Here is a 19,357-nt window from a genome sequence, read left to right on the forward strand (position 1 = left end):
AAGTGTAATGAAGTTGAAATTATTCAATATATAATTTTGCTTCCCTTCCATTGCCAAAAAGCTCAATGAAAACTCGTCCGTGCTGTACCCTGATGGGCCGCGCCTTCCTGGCGCTGGCCCTTTCTTTTTGCCCCTTGATGGCGGTGCGTGCGCTTGCCGCGGAAACCGCCGCCACCGCCAGCGCTTCCGCGCTGGAAAACTCCGTCGTCAAGGTGTTTTCCACCTTGCGGGGACCGGACCCCTACAAACCCTGGAGCAAGGCTGCGCCGCAAGAGGTGACGGGTTCCGGCGTCGTCATCGAAGGACGCCGCATCCTCACCAATGCGCACGTGGTCGGCTATGCCAGCCAAGTGCAGATCCAGGCCAATGGGGCGGGCGACAAGATACCGGCAACCGTGCTGGCCATCTCGCGCGGCATGGACCTGGCCTTGCTGAAGATCGACGACGACAGCTTTTTCGCCAGCCACAAGGCGGTGCCGCGCGCTAATGTGTTGCCGGACGTGCGCGATGCCGTGCTGGCGTATGGCTATCCGACGGGCGGCACGTCGCTGTCGATCACCAAGGGCATCGTGTCGCGCATCGAATTCGTGCGCTACAACTTCCCCGTGTCCGGCTTGCGCATCCAGATCGATGCAGCCATCAATCCGGGCAATAGCGGCGGCCCCGTGATTGCCGGCGACAAGATGATCGGCCTGGCCTTTGCCGGCATGGTCAATGCGCAAAACATCGGCTACATCATCCCCAACGAGGAAATCGAACTGTTCCTGCGCGACCAGGAAAGTGGCACGCCCAAGGGCAAGCCGGCCATGCGCGACATGACGCAGACGCTGGAAAATCCTGCGCTGCGCACGTATCTGAAGCTGGCCAAGGGTGTCGAGGGCGCCGTCGTGATGACGCCGGCCAGCAACGATGCCGCCTATCCGCTCAAGGAGTGGGACGTCATCACGCATATCGGCGATTTTCCCATCGACAACCAGGGCATGGTCAAGCTGAATGCCAACAGCCGCGTGCGCTTCCAGTACCGGGTGCAGCAGCTGGCGAAAGACGGCCTGTTGCCGTTGACGGTGGTGCGCCAGGGCGCGCCCCTGAAAATCAAGGTGCCCGTGTCGGCGGCGCACCCGATGCTCATTGCCAGCCTGCAGGGCAATTACCCATCGTATTTCATCTTCGGTCCCATGGTGTTTTCGCGCGCCAGCACGGAATTCATGGCGGCGCCGAATAGCAATCCAGCGATGCTGGGCGGCATGGCGTTTGCCGGCAATCCGCTGGCCACGCGGCGCGGCGATGCGCCCGACAGCGAGCGCGAGGAACTGGTGGTGATCGCCGCGCCGTTTTTCCCGCACAAGCTGATGAATGGCTACAGTACCCGTTTCTTTTCCGTCGTCGATTCCGTCAATGGCGTGCGCGTGCGCAGCCTGGCGCACCTGGTGGCCTTGCTGCGCGACCAGACGGATGAGCTGCTGACGTTCCGCTTCCAGCAACGCGACGCGGAAATGGTGGTCGTGCCCCGCAAGGAGATGCTGGCAGCGACGGAATCGGTGCTGACGGACAACGGCATCCGCTCGGAAGCGTCGCCCGACATGCTGAAGATCTGGAATGAAAAAACGCCGGCGAACTGAGCGTTCCCGGCGTTCCGTATGACAACAGGCGCGGCGCGCACCGCGCCTGTTGGATGTCAGGCGAGGACTTTTTTCAGCCACGCGCCGATGGCGTCGATTTCTTCCTGGCACAGCGAATGCTGCATCATGTATTCATGCCATTCCACCTTGTAACCCATGCCGGTGAGCAAGTCGCGCGATTGCTGTGCACGGGCAATCTGCACCACGGGGTCGGCCGTGCCGTGCGCCATGAAGATGGGCGTCTGCAGGCTCGCTGGCGTACGCTCGGCAGCCGTCTTGTCGGCCAGCGGCAGATAGCCGGACAGGCACATCAGGCCAGCCAGCGGTTCCGCATGGCGCAAGCCCGTTTGCAAGGTCATGGCGCAGCCTTGCGAGAAGCCGGCCAGGATGATGCGGCTGGCAGGAATGCCGCGCGCCTTTTCGCGGGCGATCAGCGCTTCGATCTGCCGCTGCGAGGCGCGCAGGCCGTTCTCATCTTCGCGGCGCACGAGGTCGCTCACGAGTATGTCGTACCAGGCGCGCATCACATAGCCGTTGTTGATGGTGACGGGCATGGTGCCGGCGCTGGGGAAGATGAAGCGGATGGCGGGGCAGCCGCGCAAATCGAGTTCCTTCACCAGGGGCACGAAGTCGTTGCCGTCGGCACCCAGGCCATGCATCCAGATGATGGAGACGGTGGGGTTAGGTGCGCTGTCGAGTTCTATGGTTTCCAGCAAGGTGCTCATGTATTTTCCTCAGGTAAAGGTTGCGCCGGACGCAGCGCCGATTTGGGACGGAAGGCCTTGCAGATGGCCGGATCGGTTTCCATGTAGGGACCGCCGATGAGGTCGATGCAATAGGGCACGGCGGCAAAGATGCCGTTCACCAGCTGATGGCCATCGGCGTCTTTCAGTCCTTCCAGGGTTTCCTTGATGGCCTTGGGCTGGCCCGGCAAATTCATGATCAGGGCGGCGCGCTCGGGCGTTTCGCGGATCACGGCCACCTGGCGCGACAAAATGGCCGTCGGCACGAATTGCAGGCTGATCTGGCGCATCTGTTCGCCGAAACCGGGCATTTCCTTGGTTCCGACGCTGAGCGTGGCATCCGGCGTCACATCGCGCCGTGCCGGGCCCGTGCCGCCCGTCGTCAGGATCAGATGGCAATGGCTGAGGTCAACCATGTCGATCAGGGTGTTTTCAATCTGCGAACGCTCGTCCGGGATCAGCCGCTTTTCCAGGCGAAACGGCGTGCGGATGGCGGCGGCCAGCCAGCTTTCCAGGGCGGGAATGCCCAGGTCTTCATACACGCCGCCGCTGGCGCGGTCCGAGATCGACACGAGGCCGATAATCAATTCGTCTTCGAGGGTGGTGGACATCGGTCACCTATAAAAAGTCTGGAGTGGCGTAAAAACAATAAAACCGGGATTATCCCGGTTTTTTGTCCATCCTTGGTTGTGGACGGCGGATTATTCGTCGTCTTCCGGCTCGACGCCGTCTTCATCCGCCTCATCCTTGCCGCCGTTTTGTTTCTTGGCGATCTGTTTCAGGATCTGGAAGATTTCGCGGTAGGCCTTCGGCGGCTTGTTCTCGGCTTGCTCCTTGCGGGCATTGCGGATCAGGGTGCGCAGGTGCTGCACGTCCAGTTCCGGGTTTTCCGACAGCAAGACGGTCAGGGCCTTGTCGTCCGTCAAGAGTTTGTCGCGGCGGCGTTCCATCGCGTGCATGGCGGCCGTGTCGGCTTTCGACAAGCCTTTCCAGCTATCGATGGTGCGTTGGATGGCGGCAACTTCTTCTTCATCCAGGGTGCGCATTTTCTTGCCCACGTATTGCAGCTGGCGGCGGCGGCCTTCGTGATCCTTGATCAGCTGGCATTCGAGGATGGCGTCGCGCACGTCTTCCGGCATGGGAACGCGCTTGACGCGGTCGCGTGCTTCATTGACGAGTTCTTCGCCCAGCTTTTGCAGGACGGTCATCTGGCGCTTGAGTTCCGATTTCGACGGACGTTCATATTCCTGTTCGAATTCGGACGATTGGAAGCCGCAAGCTCCCCGGTTTGGATTTGGCATGATATATAAGGCGGGAGAGGACTTGTGGACCGCTCCTGTAAACTGTAAACGACTGCTATGATAACCTTTTTAGCGGCTTTCCGAAGAAAACAGCGCATGAACGACTCCGTATTTACCCATAGTCAAGAGCAATTGCAGCAACTGGCCCGTGATGTGTTGTCTTTTGCGCGGGAAGCGGGCGGTACCGACGCTGCCGTCGAAGTCAGCGAAGGCGGTGGCCTGTCCGTTTCTGTACGAAAAGGCAAGATCGAGACGATCGAGCAAAACAAGGACAAGGGCATGGGCGTGACCGTGTTTGTCGGCAAGAAACGCGGCAATGCCAGCACTTCCGACTTTTCTCCGTCCGCCCTGCGCGCCACGGTGGATGCCGCCTACAACATCGCCCGCTTCACGGCCGAGGACGATTGCGCGGGCCTGGCCGACGCGGAGATGCTGGAAATGTCGCCCCGCGATCTGCAATTGTTTTATCCGTGGCTCATTTCCGCCGAGGATGCCGTCGTGCTGGCCCAGCGGGCCGAAGCGGCCGCGTTTGCCGTCGACCCGCGCATCACGAACAGCGAGGGCGCCAGCGTGCACGTGCAGCAATCGCATTTTGTTTCCGCCAATTCGCGCGGCTTCATCGGCGGCTACCCGTTTTCGCGCCACACGCTGTCCGTGGCGCCCATTGCGGGCAAGGGCGCGAAGATGCAGCGCGACGACTGGTATTCGTCCGTGCGCGACGCGGCCAAGATGTCGAGTCCGGAAGCCATCGGCCGCTACGCCGCCGAGCGCGCCCTGTCGCGCCTGAACGCGCGCAAGTTGGGCACGCGTACCTGTCCCGTGCTGTTCGAAGCGCCGCTGGCGGCGGGTTTGCTGGGTACCTATGTGCAAGCGACCTCGGGCGGCGCCCTGTACCGCAAGTCCACTTTTCTGCTCGATTCCCTGGGCACGCAGGTGCTGCCATCGCACGTGCAGATCTTCGAAGACCCGCATGTGATCGGCGGCGTCGGTTCCGCGCCGTTCGATGAAGAGGGCGTGAAAACCGTCAGCCGCGATGTCGTCAAGGATGGCGTGGTGCAAGGTTATTTCCTGTCGACTTATACGGCCCGCAAGCTGGGCATGCAGACGACGGGCAACGCGGGCGGCTCGCACAATCTGTACCTGACCTCGACGCAGACGGCCGCCACCGACGATTTCGTTGCCATGCTGAAAAAGCTGGGCACGGGCTTGCTGGTCACGGAACTGATGGGACAGGGAACCAACTACGTGACGGGCGACTATTCGCGCGGCGCATCCGGTTTCTGGGTGGAAAATGGCGTGATTCAATATCCGGTGGAAGAAATCACCATTGCCGGCAACATGAAGGACATGCTGCGCAACATCGTGGCCGTGGGCGCCGACGTCTTGCGCCGCGGCACCAAACAGACGGGCTCCATCCTCATCGAGAGCATGGTGGTGGCCGGCGGTTGAACACTGCCCGGATACGCCCCAGCCAGCGGCATCGCTGCCGGCAGGCTGGGGCGCTACTAGTTTGCTCGCTTACTTCGATTGGACGTTGACGCACGTCCACGAAATATTCGTGGCGTCCCATGTCGCTTTCCAGTTAATCGTCGTCTGGTCCCGGCATGCCTGCTCGGACGCAAACTTGGTATCCTGGTAGCGCTGGTAGATATAGCCGTCCTGAGGACGCCACACGGCGCCATACCAATAATTGTTGGCATCGACGGCGGTTCCCAGTTGTTCCACCGGTTTATTCAGGGCCGTGTTCTTGTAGTCGATCGCGACGCTGCCGTCCTCGTTGTAGAGTCGAACCCATGCGGAATTGTTCTGCGTGCCGGCCGCATCGACTGGAATGCACATGCGCGTCTTGGTCTTGGACATGCTGCCAGGCATGCTCAGGCAGAAATAGGGATGCGGCGAACCTGCCGCAATCGACCATTCCACGTTGGTGCTTGCCGTGCCGCTTGGGTCGCAGTAATTCGCGTATTTCCCCGCTTTGAAACCTTCCGTATAAGTCAGCGTCTGCACGCCTGAAAAATACGTCCCGGATGCATTGCTGAGGGTGGGCAACTCGTTACGGCCCGTGACGGACATGCATGCCTTGTAGCCGGCATCGGCATAGCCGATCGCCATGCCGATGGGCTGCATGTTCGCATCCAGGTGCAGTTTCCAGGTATTGCGGTATTGCAGTTTGCCACTGGCATTGCTACGCAGCAGTGAAATGACTTTGACGGATGCCGCTTGTTGCGACACGCCATTGGTAACGAAGGGGGCAGGCTGTCCGAATTCCTGGCTGACGATCAATGTCGCCGTCCCAAGACTGCCATCATTGGATGCCAGGTTCGAGATGGTCAGGTCGCTGCCCAGGAATTTCTTTAATGCATCAGCGGCATTGATGGATGCCAGTACTGGTGCCGGTGGAACCACCGGCTTGAGATCCGGGCTGCTGCCATTCCCGCTACCACCGTCACCGCCGCCGCCACCGCCGCAAGCGGCGAGCAAGCTGACGAGGGCGCACAATATGGTCTGTTTCTTCATCTTTACAACCTAATATAGCGACAAGAATGCGTGTCGTTGCGCCGCCGCATTATAGGGAGTGTTGATTGTAGGAAATCTATCGAATTGTCTCATCGCCCCCTCCATTTCTCCTCCGAATACCGGTGCCATGCGCCTGCGTGCGTTCGACGCAAGCCAAGGCGGCCTGGCTGCCGCCGCTGCACGGTGCATGCGGTGTTTTGCCAGCAGTGCTCGGCGCGTCATACGGGTGAAATATTGCCTTCGTATGATGTCGCCATCTGACGTTATCTGCGCAAATTAGATGCTTTTAATGTAAGTAAGCCGAACTTCGTGATATTTCATGCAAGATGCGAGTCTTGCCGTGACGCGTCGTTGTTGATCCAACCTGCATAGTGACTCTCTCCATGACCTACTCCCGTACCCGCATCGCCCGCGCGGTGGCCCTGTTGTGTGCCATGAACGCCCTGTTTGCCAATCAGGCCCAAGCCAGTGGCGATGCGCCCGCTGCCCCAGCTTCCGCCAGCGACGCCATTGAAGCCCCGCAAGCCGTGATCGTCACGGGCACGCGCGGCAGCAACCGCACGCAGTTCGACACCATGGCGCCCGTCGATGTGTTCAACCGCGAAGATATCGGCGCCGTCGAATCGTCGGACTTGAACGATGTGCTGGCGCAACTCGTGCCCTCATATGTGGTGCAGCGTCTGCCGATGGCTGACGGGCAAGTGTTCGTGCGTCCCGCCACCCTGCGCGGCCTGTCGCCGGACCAGACCCTGGTGCTGGTCAATGGCAAGCGTTTCCACCGCAGCGCCCTGCTCGGCGCGCGCGGCGCGCAGGCGCCGGACCTGGCGCAGATTCCCGTGTCCGCCATCAAGCGCATCGAAGTGCTGCGCGACGGCGCTTCCGCCCAGTACGGTTCCGATGCGATTGCCGGCGTGATCAACATCATTCTCGACGACACGCCCGGTACGGAGGTTTCCGTGCACCATTCGCAATATTCGGAAGGCGACGGCAAGGGCAATGAAGTGAACCTGAAGACGGGTTTTGCCTTTGGCGAGACGGGCAAGGCGACGATTTTCGGCGCGCTGGCCAAGTCCGATCCCACGTCGCGCACGCGCCAGCGGGTCGACGCCATTGCTTTCCAGAATGCGCATCCGGAACTGAAGGTACCGAATCCCGTGCAGCGCTGGGGCCAGCCTGAACTCGACAGCAAGCGCATCGGCTTCAATGCCAGCATGGCCTTGTCCGAGACGACGGAACTGTACGGTTTCGGCCTGTTCAGCCGCAGTGACGGCACCTCGGACTTCAACTGGCGCAATCCCGACACCAGCACGGGCGCGTACAAGACCAGCAGCCTGTTCCCCGGCTGGGACTTGCGCAGCCTGTACCCGCTCGGTTTCAGCCCCAGCTATTCGAACGACCAGGACGATTTGCAGCTGGTGGCTGGCGCGCGCGGTCACTTCAACGACCGCTTCGGCTGGGATGTGAGCGCTTCCTACGGCCGCAACCGCATCGACTATCACCTGGCCAACTCCATCAATGCGTCGATGGGGCCGACCAGCCCGACGTCGTTCTACCTGGGGCAGTTGTCACAGGTGGAAAAGATCCTCAACGCCAACTTTAATTATGAATTGCCCGTGGCATCGCTGCCGCAACCGGTGAATATCGCGTTTGGCGCGGAAGCGCGCAACGAAACCTATGGCGTGAAGGCGGGCGATGTGGCGTCCTGGACGGTGGGACCGGGCGCAGCCATCGGCCTCGATGCGAACGCGAACGGCGCGCCAGGCTTCAGCGACCGCCAGGCGGGCAACTGGGGGCAGGACAGCTATGCGGCCTACCTGGACGTGGAAGTGCCCGTCAGCAAGGCGCTGAGCCTGGGCGGCGCGGCCCGCTACGAGCATTTCTCGGAATTTGGCAGCACCGTCAACGGCAAGTTGTCGGCCCGCTATGCGCTCAGTGACGACCTGGCCCTGCGCGGCTCCTACTCGACGGGTTTCCGTGCGCCAACGCCGGGCCAGTCGAACACTAACAGCACGAACCAGGGGCTCGACACCAAGACCCTGCTGTTGTTTACCAGCGGCCGCCTGGCCAACAACGATCCGCTGGCCATCCTGCTCGGCGCGCAGGCGCTGAAGCCGGAAAAATCGAAAAACCTGTCCCTGGGCTTTACGTGGAAGACGCCGGCCGGGTTCTCCGGTTCCGTCGATGTGTATGACATCAAGGTCAGCGACCGCTTCAGCACGTCCGCCTCGTTTGCCGTGCCGGCCGGCGTGGCCAACCCGCTGCGCTACACTTCCGTCAGCTATTTCACCAACGACTTCGACACCACCACGCGCGGCATCGATATCGTGGGCAGCCACCTGAGCCGCGTCGGCGACGGCAAGCTGAACCTGACCCTGGCCTACAACTACAACACCACCAAGGTCGATGGCGGCAAGTCCAGCCTGGTGACCAATCCGGCCCAGCGCCAGGTGTTCGAGGAGCGCCTGCCGCGCCAGAAAGCCACCATCAGCGGCAACTATGACCTGGGCAACTGGAACACCCTGGCCCGCGTGCGCTATTACGGCGCGTGGACGGACAATTCGGGCAACGCCACGGGCGACATCTTCCAGCGTTTTGGCGCCATGCAATTCCTGGACCTGGCGGCCAGCTACAAGATCAGCGACAAGCAGTCCGTGCGCGTGGGTATCGACAATGTGCTGGACAAGTATCCTGACGAGGCAACCTTCCAGGCCAGCCGCGGTCTGATCTATTCGCGCAATGCGCCGTACGACACGGACGGGCGTAATCTGTACGTCGAGTACAAAGTGAAATTTTAAGGGAGATGACGATGAATCCACAACGCCGCGCCCTGTTGCGCGCGGGTTCGCTGGCGGCAGCGCTGCCCATGGCTGCGGGCGCAGCGTCGGCAGCGTCTGCGGCCCTGCCTCCGTCCTTGCCGCCGGTGCCGGCCGGCACCACGCCGGATGTCCTGGCCGGCAACCAGGCATACTGGCAAGCCGTGGCCGCGCAATACGACACGACCGATGCCATCGTGCAGCTCGACAACGCCTTCTGGGGTTCGATGGCCAGGCCCGTGCTGCGCCATTACGAGCAGCAGCTGGCCATGGTCAACCGCGACAATGCCTGGTATGCGCGCATGCGCTTTCCCTCCGACTTCGAAGCGGCCCGCGCGGCGGCGGCCAGGGCGCTGGGCGTGGGGATCGATGAAATCGTGCTCACGCGCGGCGCCACGGAAGCGCTGCAAGTCCTGATCGCCGGCTACAATCGCCTGCAGCCGGGCGATGCGGTGCTGTACGCGGATATCGATTACGACAATATGATCACCGTCACGCGCTGGCTGCAGCAGCGGCGCGGCGCCCAGGTCGTGTCGGTTGCCATGCCGGAACCGTTTACGCATGACAACGTTGTTGCCGCCTATGTTGCTGCCATGGACCGCCATCCAGCCCTGAAACTGATGCTGCTCACGCACGTCAATCACCGCAACGGCATGGTCTTGCCCGTGGCCGAGATCAGCCGCCTGGCGCGCGCGCGGGGCATCGACGTGATCGTCGATACGGCGCATGGCTTTGGCCAGCTGGACATGACGATTCCTGACCTGCAGGCAGATTTTGCCGGCATCAACCTGCATAAATGGATAGGCGCGCCCGTCGGCGTGGGCGCTGCCTACATCAAGCGGGGCAGGGTGGCCGATATCGACCCCTATCTTGGCGAAAAGGCGGGCGACGATATCCGTACGCGCGTGCATACGGGCACGGTCAATTTTGCCGCCTACCTGAGTCTGCCGGCGGCGCTGGACTTGCACGCGCAGATCGGCGTGGCCAACAAGCAGGCGCGGCTGCGGCTGCTGCGCAACCGCTGGGTGGAGGCGGCACGCGCCATCGAGGGCATCGAGGTGCTGGCGTCAGCGGACCCGCGCCTGACGAGCGCCATCGCCTCGTTCCGTCTGAAGGGCAGGACGAGCGTGGCCGACAGCTATGCGCTGTCGAAAAAACTGGTGCAGGAACACGGCATCTTTGCCGTGCCGCGCGACGGCCTTGCCAGTGGCGCGTGCGTGCGCGTGACGCCGGGCATCTTTACGCCCGAGTCGCATCTGGACCGGCTGGTGGAAGCCTTGCGCAAGGTAGCGAAGGGCTGAGAGAAAAGCGCGGCCCGCCTGCAAGGGGCGGGCCGCGTGACTGCGGGTGCTGCCGGGTTATCGTTTAGGCGCGCAGGGTTGCCAGGATAGGCTGCAGTACTGCCGCGCCCAGGGCGGCGCTGCGGGCGCCGCTCCAGCCCGTTTGCGGGTCGGGATCGTTGGCGTTGTCTTTGAACGGCAGTTCCAGCGTCAGCGACAGGCAGCCGAAAGCATGGGTGATGTGGGGCGAACCCATGGTCAGCACTTCCGGCGTGAACGGGCCATCTTCATAGCCGTGCTCATCCTGGAAGTCGGGGCTGGCCACCTTGAAGTCGGCGATGAAGCGGTCTTGCTGGGCCTTTTGTGCTGGCGTGAAATTTTCCAGCGCATCGCTGCCGGCCACGAACACGTACGGCAAGCCTTCGTCGCCATGCACGTCGAGGAACAGGTCGCAGCCGATTTCATGCATTTTCTGTTTTACCAGGAATACTTCCGGGCTGCGTTCCATCGTCGGCGTCATCCATTCGCGGTTCAGGTTGGCGCCCGCCGCGTTGGTGCGCAGGTTGCCATGCACGGAACCGTCCGGGTTCATGTTCGGCACCACGTAGAAGACGGCGTCCTGCAGGCACTGGCGGGCAAACGGGTTGGCCTGGTCCAGCAAGGCTTCGAGCATGCCTTCGACAAACCATTCCGCCATCGTTTCACCGGGATGCTGGCGCGCGATGACCCAGACTTTCTTTTCGGCATCGGCGTCGCCGACGACCAGCAGATTCATGTCGCGGCCTTCCACGGTGCTGCCCAGGTCGATCAAGCGCACCAGCGGCGACGCTTGCGCGCTGTCGATCAGGGCCAGGTGGCGGTCCCATGGGTACGGCTCGAAATACGCGTAGTACACGCTTTCCTCTTCCGGCGTATGTTCGATGGTCATCACCGTGCCGTCAAAGCTGGTGGGCACGCGGAACCACGTTTCGCGGTCGTAGCTGGCCACGGCCTGGTAGTCTTTCCAGCCGTCCGGGTAGGCCGACTTGCCTGCGTTCAGGAAGCGGATCTTGCACGCCTCGCCTTGTGCGCCTTGCAGGCGGAAGTAAAACCACTGCGTGATGTCGGCGTGGGAATCCTTGCGGATGTTCAGCTCGATGGATTGGGCATCGTCGGCGCGCAGCACCTCGATCGCGCCGGCGTCGAATTGCTGGCTGATTTTAATGGTCATGAGTGTTCCTGATAAAAACGTATGGGTTTTGCATCGTGTGCAATGGCGCGATGATACCTGTTTTGCGGCGCCCTTTGTGCTGGCGCAAACGATGACGGACATGCTTTGCTAACGTGATAGCTCCACCACGGGGAGATCATCATGGACGACAACGGCAACCATATACGCGATCTGGAAAAGAAAATCAGCGCCCTCAGCGACGCCCTGGCGCACCTGGGCAAGGGCACGACCTTGCAGGAATTGCTGCGCATCATACGTTTCCCCGGCTATACGACGCCGGCCGAATTCAGCTTCAATATCGCCATCCTCGATACCATGCTGGTGCAGGCCAATGCGCTGGAAAAGCTGGGGCAGGATTTATTGGCTGGCGCCAAGCAAGTGGCGAAGCAGTAGCTTGAGGCGGGTTTGATATCGTCACCGCAAACGCCAGGGCCGGGGGCAGAGCCTCAGGGGAACAGGGGCCAATGGAGCGTATTCCGATTCCGAAGGAAGCGCCCCCGCTGCCGGGCCGTTGGGTTCAGGTATCAAGTCCACCGAAACGTTCAAAAAACCACGGCTCCACATCGGGCGCCTGTTCATCTTCGCGCCGCAAGGTGGCCAGGATATGTTCCTCGGCGGACGCATACGTGATGCGGTACAGGTCGCGCGCCAGCGCATATGCCTGCGTGCCGGGCCACGGTTCGGGCAGCAGTTCGACGGGCAATTGCGGATCGTGCAATTGTACGCGGCGGTAGGCGTGCGTCAGCAGCGAGCGGATGACGAATGCCTGTTCCGCATCGAATACGGGCTCTTCTTGCAGCAAGGTCAGCAGCGGCTGGAAGCTGGCGATGAATTTCTGGTAGCCGGCCATCACTTCCGACAGATCCCAGCATTCGCCCACCATGTCGCGCAGGGGGCGCGTGCTGACACCCGGCAATTCCGTGGTGTGGCAGACATACAGCTTGCCCTGCACCTCATTGCGCACCAGGATATCTTCCAGCGCCTCCGTATTGCTGGCCGGATGGCCAAAGATGCCCGGCGAGATCAAGCCATAGCCGGCCCATAATAATTCCTTGCGCAGCGCCCCCCGCTCGGCGGCGCCGATGCTGCCGGCCGGCCCGATCACCAGGGTCCAGCTGCCATCCCAGTGCACGACCAGTGGCGCATAGATGCGGCGATAGGCGCGCTCGAAGCGGGCCAGCGCCTCCGGGCGTATCGTATAGGCGCTGCGGCGGCCGTCGCGCTGCGAGCTGAGCCAGCCCTCCTGGGCCAGGCGGAACACGCTGGTGCGCAACAAACGGTCGTTCACGCCGAATGGCGCCAGCAGTTCGATCAGGCTGCCCAGCCAGATGGCGCCCCCGCGCGGCACGATGGCATCGCCAAAGATGGTCATTACCAGGGACTTCGAGCGCGGCGGGTCGCGTTCCAGGAAATCGGCTATCCATGCCGTGCAGCGGGTGTTCTTCATGTGGTTCCGGTCTGGCCGTGTTGCGGTCGATTCAATAAAAGCAGCAGTTTACTTGGCTGCGCGGGTAGCGCGTCAATAATTTGCCGGAGGCGCGGGTAGCGCTGCCGTCGTGTTTTCTCATAAGCAATATCATACGCACAAAAAAGCTGCACAAGATACGATTTTTTAAAATGACTCAAATCAAGTGTATGCAAATCGATTTTTGTATCGTATTATCTGTTCATCGCACCGCGTTGCTGCGCAAAATCAAAGACATGGGAGACAGATCATGTACGCACAAATGGTTGAAACCGGCCTCAAAAACGTCCGTTCCATCGATGACATGGGTCAAGAAGAGCGCGCTTTCCAGGCCCGCATCGACGAAGGCATCAAGATCGAGGCCAAGGACTGGATGCCGGACGCTTACCGCAAGACCCTGATCCGCCAGATTTCGCAGCATGCGCACTCGGAAATCGTCGGCCAGTTGCCTGAAGGTAACTGGGTCACGCGCGCCCCCACCCTGAAACGCAAGTCGATCCTGCTGGCCAAGATCCAGGACGAAGCCGGTCACGGCCTGTACCTGTACAGCGCCGCGGAAACCCTGGGCGTGTCGCGCGACGACTTGCTGGCCGCCTTGCACTCGGGCAAAGCCAAGTATTCCAGCATCTTCAACTATCCCACGCTGTCGTGGGCCGACATGGGCGCCATCGGCTGGCTGGTCGACGGTTCCGCCATCATCAACCAGATTCCCCTGTGTCGCTGCTCGTACGGTCCGTATGCGCGCGCCATGATCCGCGTCTGCAAGGAAGAATCGTTCCATGCGCGCCAGGGTTACGACATCATGATGTCGCTGTGCAAGGGCACCCCGGCACAGAAAGCCATGGCGCAGGATGCCTTGAACCGCTGGTGGTGGCCGTCGCTGATGATGTTCGGCCCATCGGACGCCGCTTCCGTCAACAGCGCCCAGTCGGCGCAATGGCGCATCAAGCTGTTCTCGAACGATGAGCTGCGCCAGCGCATGGTCGACCAGACCGTGCCGCAGATCGAATACCTGGGCCTGACCGTGCCCGATCCCGACCTGAAGTTCAACGCGGAAATGGGCCACTATGAATTCGGCGAGATTGACTGGTCCGAGTTCAACAATGTCCTGAAGGGCAATGGCCCGTGCAACCGCGAACGCCTGCAAACGCGCGTGAAAGCGTATGAGGACGGCGAGTGGTTCCGCGATGCCCTGGTCGCCTACGCAGACAAGCAAGCCGCGAACGAAAAAGCGGCAGCCTGAAAACATCTATAAAAGGGAATAGCAACATGAGCAAAGAATGGCCTTTGTGGGAAGTTTTCATCCGCAGCCAGCACGGCCTGGCGCACAAGCATGTGGGCAGCCTGCACGCTTCCGACGCCACCATGGCGGTCAACCATGCGCGCGACGTCTACACGCGCCGCAATGAAGGCGTGAGCATCTGGGTGGTGCGCGCAGCCGATATCGTCGCCAGCAGCCCCGGCGACAAGGGCGCCCTGTTCGAGCCATCGAACAGCAAGGTGTACCGCCATCCCACCTTCTTCCCGATGCCGGAAGAAGTCAAGAACCTGTGATGGGAGCACCGGCAATGGATGACAAGGTTAACTACTTGCTGCGCCTGGGTGACAACGCCCTGATCCTCAGCCAGCAGCTGTCGCAGCTGTGCGGCAAGGGTCCCGCGCTGGAAGAGGACATGGCGCTGACCAACGTGGCGCTGGACCTGCTGGGCCAGACGCGTTTGTGGTTCAGCTATGCGGCCGAGCTGGAAAACGCGGGCCGCGACGAAGACGACATCGCCTTTTTGCGCGATGCCCACGATTTCAAGAATTGCCTGCTGGTCGAACAGCCGAACGGCAACTACGCTGACACCATGATGCGCCAGTTTTTCTTCGACAGCTGGCACTACTTCCAGCTGCTGGAACTGGCGAAATCGGCGGATGCGCGCATCGTCGAGGTGGCGCAAAAATCGATCAAGGAAGTGACGTATCACTTGCGCCGCAGCGGCGACCTGATCGTGCGCCTCGGCGACGGCACGGCGGAAAGCCATGCGAAAACGCAGGCCGCGGCCGACAAGCTGTGGATGTACACGGGCGAGATGTTCCGGTACGACGCCGTCGACCAGGCCATGGTCGCTGCCGGCATCGCGCCCCCATCGGACATCCTGCGCCAGGCTTTCCTCGAACACGTGGCCGAGATATTCGCCGAAGCGACGCTGGTCATGCCGGCGCCCGACGCCTGGATGCAAAAGGGCGGCAAGCAGGGCACGCACACGGAACACCTGGGTTTTATCCTGGCCGAGATGCAGTTCCTGCAGCGCGCCTATCCCGGGGCGGAGTGGTAATGAACACGGCCGCGGCAGCGCTGGACGCCGCCCAGGTCTGGGCCTGGCTGGGCGACGTGCCGGACCCGGAAATCCCCGTCATTTCGGTGGTGGACCTGGGCATCGTGCGCGCCGTCGAAGTCACCGGCGGCGACGCCTGCACCGTGACGATCACGCCCACGTATTCGGGCTGTCCGGCCATGCAGGTGATCGCCGACGCCGTCACGGATGCCTTGCGCAGCCATGGCGTAGCGAAGGTGACGCTGGTAAGCCAGCTGGCGCCCGCGTGGACCACGGACTGGATGAGCGAGACGGGCAAGGCCAAGCTGAAAGGCTATGGCATCGCCCCGCCGCAGCAGCAGGTGATCGACATCAGCGGTTTGCGCGGCGGCATCAAGCGCCAGGCCATGCCGAAACTGGACGTGATCTGCCCGAACTGCGGTTCCACGCATACGCAGCTGACCAGCCAGTTCGGCTCCACGCCGTGCAAGGCCCTGTACAAATGCCTGGCTTGCCGCGAACCGTTTGACTACTTCAAGTGCCACTAAAAAAATCAGGCACACGTTCCGAAGAAACTGGAGATGAAGCATGAGTAAATTTTATCCGCTGAGCGTGGCGAACGTGCGCAATGAAACGCGCGACACCATCGCCGTCACGTTCGACGTGCCAGCCGAACTGCAGCAGCAGTTCCGCTTCCAGCAGGGCCAGCACCTGACCCTGCGCGCCCATATCAATGCGGAAGACGTGCGCCGCTCGTATTCCATCTGTTCGGCGGTGCAGGACGGCACCCTGCGCGTGGCCATCAAGCGCACGCCGGGCGGCGCCTTTTCCACCTGGGCGAACGACACCCTGAAAGCCGGCGCCACCATCGAGGTGATGCCGCCCATGGGCCACTTCAACGTGCCGCTCGACTGCGTCAACCGCAAGCACTACCTGGCGTTTGCGGCCGGCAGCGGCATCACGCCCATCCTCTCCATCATCAAGACGACACTGCTGACGGAACCACTGAGCCGCTTCACCCTGTTCTACGGCAACCGCGCCTCGTCGTCCGTCATCTTCAAGGAAGAATTGACGGACTTGAAGGACGTGTACCTGGAGCGTTTGAACCTGGTCTACGTGATGAGCCGCGAGCAGCAGGACATCGAATTGTTCAACGGCCGCATCACGCAGGAAAAATGCGAGCAGTTCCTGCAGCACTGGATCAAGATCGAAGACTACGACAATGCCTTCATCTGCGGCCCGGAAGACATGATGCTGGGCGTCTCCGCTGCCCTGCAGGCAGCCGGCATGCCCAAGCAGAATATCAAGATCGAACTGTTCGCCGCCAGCATCCCGAAAAATGCCCACAAGCCGCGCGCCCAGCTGGCCGCCGATGCCGTGCAGGAAACGGAAGTGACAGTCATCCTGGACGGCAACCACACCACCTTCACGATGGACAAGGACAAGGAATCCATCCTCGACGCGGGCCTGCGGCAGGGCATCGACATGCGCTATTCGTGCAAGGGCGGCGTATGCTCGACCTGCCGCTGCAAGATCCTCGACGGCAAGGTTGAAATGGACGTCAACTACGCGCTGGAAGATTACGAAGTGGCGCGCGGCTTCGTCCTCAGCTGCCAGAGTTTTCCATTGACCGACAAGGTCGTGGTCGATTTCGATCAGGCAGAATAAAAGCCGGGGTCAGACCCGCCGGGTCTGACCCCAGATTTCCGTTGCGGGCCAATAAATAAAAATAGCGAGTCGCCATGACCTACCAAAACATCCTCTTCACCATCGAGCAGGGCATCGCCACGCTGACCCTGAACCGTCCCGACAAGCTCAATAGCTTCACGCAAGCCATGCACGAGGAAGTGCGCGACGCGATTGCGAAAGTCAATGCCGACAGTTCCGTGCGCGTGTTCGTGCTGACGGGGGCGGGCCGCGGCTTTTGCGCGGGCCAGGACCTGTCCGACCGCGCCGTGGAACCGGGTTCGAAGGGCGTGGACCTGGGCGAGTCCGTGGAAAAGAACTATGCGCCGCTGGTGCTGGCCCTGAAAGCGCTGCCGATGCCCGTGATCTGCGCCGTCAATGGCGTGGCTGCCGGCGCGGGCGCCAACCTGGCGCTGGCGTGCGACATCGTCATCGCCGGCAAGTCGGCCAGCTTTGTCGAAGTGTTCTGCAAGCTGGGCCTGATTCCGGACACGGGCGGCACCTTCTTCCTGCCGCGCCTGATCGGCTCCGCGCGCGCCATGGGCCTGGCCATGCTGGGCGAAAAACTGACGGCGGAAAAAGCGGAAGACTGGGGCCTGATCTGGAAATGCGTCGAGGATGCCCAGCTGGCCGAGGAAACGCGCAAGCTGGCCGTGCATTTTTCTACCGCGCCGACCAAGGGCCTGGCCTATACCAAGCAGGCGCTGGCCGCCAGCGGCGCCAATACCCTGCCGCAGCAGCTGGCGCTGGAAGCGCGCATGATGAGCGATCTCGGTAACAGCGACGATTACCGCGAAGGCGTGGCCGCCTTCATGGAAAAGCGCGCACCGCAATTCAAGGGACATTGATATGGCAGCTCTGGACAAGAACAGTATCGTCGCCGTCATCGGCAGCGGCGCCATGGGCGCCGGCATCGCGCAGGTGGCGGCAGCCGCCGGCTATCGCGTGAAACTGTACGACACGCGGGCGGAAGCGGTCAGCAAGGCGCTGGCCGACATCGCGAAAATGTACTCGAAGCTGGCCGAAAAGGGCCGCATGACGGCCGATGAAGCGGCGGCCGCCACGGCGCGCCTGCAGGCGGCCGGCAGCCTGGCCGATGTGAGCAACGCTGCCCTGGTGGTGGAAGCCATCGTGGAAAACCTCGACGTCAAGCGCGGCCTGTTCGCCGAACTCGAAGCCCTGGTCGGTGACGACTGCATCCTGGCGACGAACACCTCGTCGATTTCCGTCACGGCCATCGCCGCCAAGCTGCGCCGCCCGGAACGCCTGGTCGGCATGCACTTCTTTAATCCCGTGCCCCTGATGGCGCTGGTGGAAGTGATCAGCGGCCTGGCCACCAGCGAGCAAGTCGCCGCCACCGTGTACGACACGTCTGTCGCCTGGGGCAAGAATCCCGTGCACGCGAAATCGACGCCGGGCTTTATCGTCAACCGGGTCGCCCGTCCGTTTTATGCGGAAGGCTGGCGTTTGTTGAGCGAGCAGGCGGGCGACCCGGCCACCATCGACGCCGTGCTGCGCGAAGCGGGCGGTTTCCGCATGGGCCCATTCGAATTGATGGACCTGATCGGCCATGACGTCAATTTCTCCGTCACGCAATCCGTGTTCGGCGCCTATTTCAACGACCCGCGCTTCACGCCGTCCGTGCTGCAGCAGGAAATGGTCAACGCCGGCTTCCTGGGCCGCAAATCGGGCCGCGGCTTTTACCAGTACGGCGAAGGCGCGCCCGCTCCCGTGGCGCAGGCGGAAGGCGCGCAGCCCAAGCCGGAATTCGTCGCCCTGTCGGCGGCCATCGGCGGCGATGGCCGTGGCCACAGCGGCATCATCCGCAGCCTGGTGCAGCGCCTGGAGCAAGCGGGCATCACGGTCAGCCGCCGCGTGACGCAGGAAGGCCAGGCGCATGACGAGGCGCCGGCCCTGCATTGCAACGGCGCCGCGATCTACCTGACCGACGGGCGCAGCGCCACCCAGCGCGCGCACGACAACCAGCATCCGGATACGGTGCTGTTCGACCTGGCGCTCGATTACGCCAATGCCCGGCGCATCGCCGTGGCCCGTGCCGACCAGTGCAGCGATGCCGCCTACGCGGCCGTCGTCGGCCTGTTCCAGGCGGCCGGTTTCATCGTCACGCGCCTGGACGACGTGCCTGGCCTGGCCGTCATGCGCACGGTGGCCATGCTGGCCAACGAGGCAGCCGACGCCGTCAACCAGGGCGTATGCACGGCGGCCGCCGCCGATATCGCCATGCAGAAGGGCGTCAACTATCCGCGCGGACCGCTGGCCTGGGCCGATGCGGTTGGCGTCCAGCACATCGTGACCGTGCTGCACCACCTGGCGCAGGGCTATGGGGAGGACCGTTACCGCGTCTCGCCGCTGCTGCGCCGCAAACTTGCTACTGGAGCCTCGTTTCATGCCGAATGAAGATC

The 19,357-nt window shown here is 62.2% G+C and carries 18 protein-coding genes; 12 read left to right on the forward strand and 6 right to left on the reverse strand.

The features are described from left to right. Positions 1 to 65: 65 nt before the first annotated feature. Complete coding sequence (locus VPH41_RS01730; RefSeq protein ID WP_328568766.1) at positions 66 to 1,619, forward strand: S1C family serine protease; 1,554 nt, start codon at positions 66 to 68, stop codon at positions 1,617 to 1,619. Positions 1,620 to 1,675: 56 nt separating this feature from the next. Here VPH41_RS01730 and VPH41_RS01735 read toward each other — a convergent pair whose 3' ends face one another. The 3 genes from VPH41_RS01735 to yjgA all read right to left on the reverse strand — a co-directional run bounded on the left by VPH41_RS01735 (position 1,676) and on the right by yjgA (position 3,663). Further along, positions 1,676 to 2,344 carry an alpha/beta hydrolase gene (locus VPH41_RS01735; protein ID WP_152282857.1) on the reverse strand — a complete coding sequence of 223 codons (669 nt, stop codon included), beginning with the start codon at positions 2,342 to 2,344 and terminating at the stop codon, positions 1,676 to 1,678. After that, positions 2,341 to 2,973, reverse strand: a complete 633-nt coding sequence (mog, locus tag VPH41_RS01740) for a molybdopterin adenylyltransferase (RefSeq protein ID WP_328568767.1) — start codon at positions 2,971 to 2,973, stop codon at positions 2,341 to 2,343. The genes VPH41_RS01735 and mog overlap by 4 nt, the downstream gene beginning before the upstream one ends. 90 nt (positions 2,974 to 3,063) lie before the next feature. After that, a complete protein-coding gene (gene yjgA / locus VPH41_RS01745; RefSeq protein ID WP_152255036.1) occupies positions 3,064 to 3,663 on the reverse strand; it encodes a ribosome biogenesis factor YjgA in 600 nt (199 codons plus the stop codon). A 96-nt stretch (positions 3,664 to 3,759) separates the two neighbouring features. Between yjgA and pmbA the strand changes: the two genes are divergently transcribed. Beyond that, positions 3,760 to 5,112, forward strand: a complete 1,353-nt coding sequence (gene pmbA, locus VPH41_RS01750) for a metalloprotease PmbA (RefSeq protein WP_328568768.1) — start codon at positions 3,760 to 3,762, stop codon at positions 5,110 to 5,112. A gap of 69 nt (positions 5,113 to 5,181) precedes the next feature. On the opposite strand, the gene VPH41_RS01755 is transcribed toward pmbA, so the two are convergent. After that, positions 5,182 to 6,162: a hypothetical protein gene (locus VPH41_RS01755; protein WP_328568769.1), complete on the reverse strand. Its 981-nt coding sequence runs from the start codon at positions 6,160 to 6,162 to the stop codon at positions 5,182 to 5,184. A 401-nt stretch (positions 6,163 to 6,563) separates the two neighbouring features. Between VPH41_RS01755 and VPH41_RS01760 the strand changes: the two genes are divergently transcribed. Beyond that, entirely contained in the window at positions 6,564 to 8,975 is a 2,412-nt protein-coding gene (locus tag VPH41_RS01760) for a TonB-dependent receptor plug domain-containing protein (protein ID WP_328568770.1), read from the forward strand. An 11-nt stretch (positions 8,976 to 8,986) separates the two neighbouring features. After that, positions 8,987 to 10,294, forward strand: coding sequence for an aminotransferase class V-fold PLP-dependent enzyme (locus VPH41_RS01765; RefSeq protein ID WP_328568771.1), 1,308 nt, complete (start codon positions 8,987 to 8,989; stop codon positions 10,292 to 10,294). A 64-nt stretch (positions 10,295 to 10,358) separates the two neighbouring features. On the opposite strand, the gene VPH41_RS01770 is transcribed toward VPH41_RS01765, so the two are convergent. Further along, positions 10,359 to 11,483: a M14 family metallopeptidase gene (locus VPH41_RS01770; RefSeq protein ID WP_152282852.1), complete on the reverse strand. Its 1,125-nt coding sequence runs from the start codon at positions 11,481 to 11,483 to the stop codon at positions 10,359 to 10,361. Between the two features lie 141 nt (positions 11,484 to 11,624). Between VPH41_RS01770 and VPH41_RS01775 the strand changes: the two genes are divergently transcribed. Further along, complete coding sequence (locus VPH41_RS01775) at positions 11,625 to 11,876, forward strand: hypothetical protein (protein WP_152282851.1); 252 nt, start codon at positions 11,625 to 11,627, stop codon at positions 11,874 to 11,876. Positions 11,877 to 12,000: 124 nt separating this feature from the next. On the opposite strand, the gene paaX is transcribed toward VPH41_RS01775, so the two are convergent. Then, positions 12,001 to 12,930, reverse strand: a complete 930-nt coding sequence (paaX, locus tag VPH41_RS01780; RefSeq protein WP_328568772.1) for a phenylacetic acid degradation operon negative regulatory protein PaaX — start codon at positions 12,928 to 12,930, stop codon at positions 12,001 to 12,003. A gap of 268 nt (positions 12,931 to 13,198) precedes the next feature. Between paaX and paaA the strand changes: the two genes are divergently transcribed. The 7 genes from paaA to paaH all read left to right on the forward strand — a co-directional run bounded on the left by paaA (position 13,199) and on the right by paaH (position 19,352). Continuing rightward, complete coding sequence (gene paaA, locus VPH41_RS01785; protein ID WP_328568773.1) at positions 13,199 to 14,191, forward strand: 1,2-phenylacetyl-CoA epoxidase subunit PaaA; 993 nt, start codon at positions 13,199 to 13,201, stop codon at positions 14,189 to 14,191. A 26-nt stretch (positions 14,192 to 14,217) separates the two neighbouring features. Then, positions 14,218 to 14,502 (forward strand): 1,2-phenylacetyl-CoA epoxidase subunit PaaB, encoded by a 285-nt coding sequence (gene paaB / locus VPH41_RS01790; RefSeq protein WP_034746356.1) that lies wholly within the window; start codon positions 14,218 to 14,220, stop codon positions 14,500 to 14,502. Between the two features lie 14 nt (positions 14,503 to 14,516). After that, complete coding sequence (gene paaC / locus VPH41_RS01795) at positions 14,517 to 15,269, forward strand: 1,2-phenylacetyl-CoA epoxidase subunit PaaC (RefSeq protein ID WP_152255044.1); 753 nt, start codon at positions 14,517 to 14,519, stop codon at positions 15,267 to 15,269. After that, on the forward strand, positions 15,269 to 15,796 hold the full coding sequence (gene paaD / locus VPH41_RS01800; RefSeq protein WP_328568774.1) for a 1,2-phenylacetyl-CoA epoxidase subunit PaaD: 528 nt from the start codon (positions 15,269 to 15,271) through the stop codon (positions 15,794 to 15,796). The genes paaC and paaD overlap by 1 nt, the downstream gene beginning before the upstream one ends. 40 nt (positions 15,797 to 15,836) lie before the next feature. Next, positions 15,837 to 16,916 carry a 1,2-phenylacetyl-CoA epoxidase subunit PaaE gene (paaE, locus tag VPH41_RS01805; protein WP_328568775.1) on the forward strand — a complete coding sequence of 360 codons (1,080 nt, stop codon included), beginning with the start codon at positions 15,837 to 15,839 and terminating at the stop codon, positions 16,914 to 16,916. Between the two features lie 74 nt (positions 16,917 to 16,990). Further along, positions 16,991 to 17,782 (forward strand): 2-(1,2-epoxy-1,2-dihydrophenyl)acetyl-CoA isomerase PaaG, encoded by a 792-nt coding sequence (paaG, locus tag VPH41_RS01810; protein ID WP_287775475.1) that lies wholly within the window; start codon positions 16,991 to 16,993, stop codon positions 17,780 to 17,782. A 1-nt stretch (position 17,783) separates the two neighbouring features. Then, positions 17,784 to 19,352 carry a 3-hydroxyacyl-CoA dehydrogenase PaaH gene (paaH, locus tag VPH41_RS01815; RefSeq protein WP_328568776.1) on the forward strand — a complete coding sequence of 523 codons (1,569 nt, stop codon included), beginning with the start codon at positions 17,784 to 17,786 and terminating at the stop codon, positions 19,350 to 19,352. Positions 19,353 to 19,357: the final 5 nt, after the last annotated feature.

The organism is Janthinobacterium sp. P210006 (genome assembly GCF_036231885.1).
Taxonomy (GTDB): Bacteria; Pseudomonadota; Gammaproteobacteria; order Burkholderiales; family Burkholderiaceae_D; genus Janthinobacterium; species Janthinobacterium violaceinigrum.

Bases quoted from the DNA above. Each gene is read 5' to 3' on its own strand.
- VPH41_RS01730 (WP_328568766.1), top strand. From the start codon at position 66: ATGAAAACTCGTCCGTGCTGTACCCTGATGGGCCGCGCCTTCCTGGCG.
- VPH41_RS01735 (WP_152282857.1), bottom strand. From the start codon at position 2,344: ATGAGCACCTTGCTGGAAACCATAGAACTCGACAGCGCACCTAACCCC.
- mog (WP_328568767.1), bottom strand. From the start codon at position 2,973: ATGTCCACCACCCTCGAAGACGAATTGATTATCGGCCTCGTGTCGATC.
- yjgA (WP_152255036.1), bottom strand. From the start codon at position 3,663: ATGCCAAATCCAAACCGGGGAGCTTGCGGCTTCCAATCGTCCGAATTC.
- pmbA (WP_328568768.1), top strand. From the start codon at position 3,760: ATGAACGACTCCGTATTTACCCATAGTCAAGAGCAATTGCAGCAACTG.
- VPH41_RS01760 (WP_328568770.1), top strand. From the start codon at position 6,564: ATGACCTACTCCCGTACCCGCATCGCCCGCGCGGTGGCCCTGTTGTGT.
- VPH41_RS01765 (WP_328568771.1), top strand. From the start codon at position 8,987: ATGAATCCACAACGCCGCGCCCTGTTGCGCGCGGGTTCGCTGGCGGCA.
- VPH41_RS01770 (WP_152282852.1), bottom strand. From the start codon at position 11,483: ATGACCATTAAAATCAGCCAGCAATTCGACGCCGGCGCGATCGAGGTG.
- VPH41_RS01775 (WP_152282851.1), top strand. From the start codon at position 11,625: ATGGACGACAACGGCAACCATATACGCGATCTGGAAAAGAAAATCAGC.
- paaX (WP_328568772.1), bottom strand. From the start codon at position 12,930: ATGAAGAACACCCGCTGCACGGCATGGATAGCCGATTTCCTGGAACGC.
- paaA (WP_328568773.1), top strand. From the start codon at position 13,199: ATGTACGCACAAATGGTTGAAACCGGCCTCAAAAACGTCCGTTCCATC.
- paaB (WP_034746356.1), top strand. From the start codon at position 14,218: ATGAGCAAAGAATGGCCTTTGTGGGAAGTTTTCATCCGCAGCCAGCAC.
- paaC (WP_152255044.1), top strand. From the start codon at position 14,517: ATGGATGACAAGGTTAACTACTTGCTGCGCCTGGGTGACAACGCCCTG.
- paaD (WP_328568774.1), top strand. From the start codon at position 15,269: ATGAACACGGCCGCGGCAGCGCTGGACGCCGCCCAGGTCTGGGCCTGG.
- paaE (WP_328568775.1), top strand. From the start codon at position 15,837: ATGAGTAAATTTTATCCGCTGAGCGTGGCGAACGTGCGCAATGAAACG.
- paaG (WP_287775475.1), top strand. From the start codon at position 16,991: ATGACCTACCAAAACATCCTCTTCACCATCGAGCAGGGCATCGCCACG.
- paaH (WP_328568776.1), top strand. From the start codon at position 17,784: ATGGCAGCTCTGGACAAGAACAGTATCGTCGCCGTCATCGGCAGCGGC.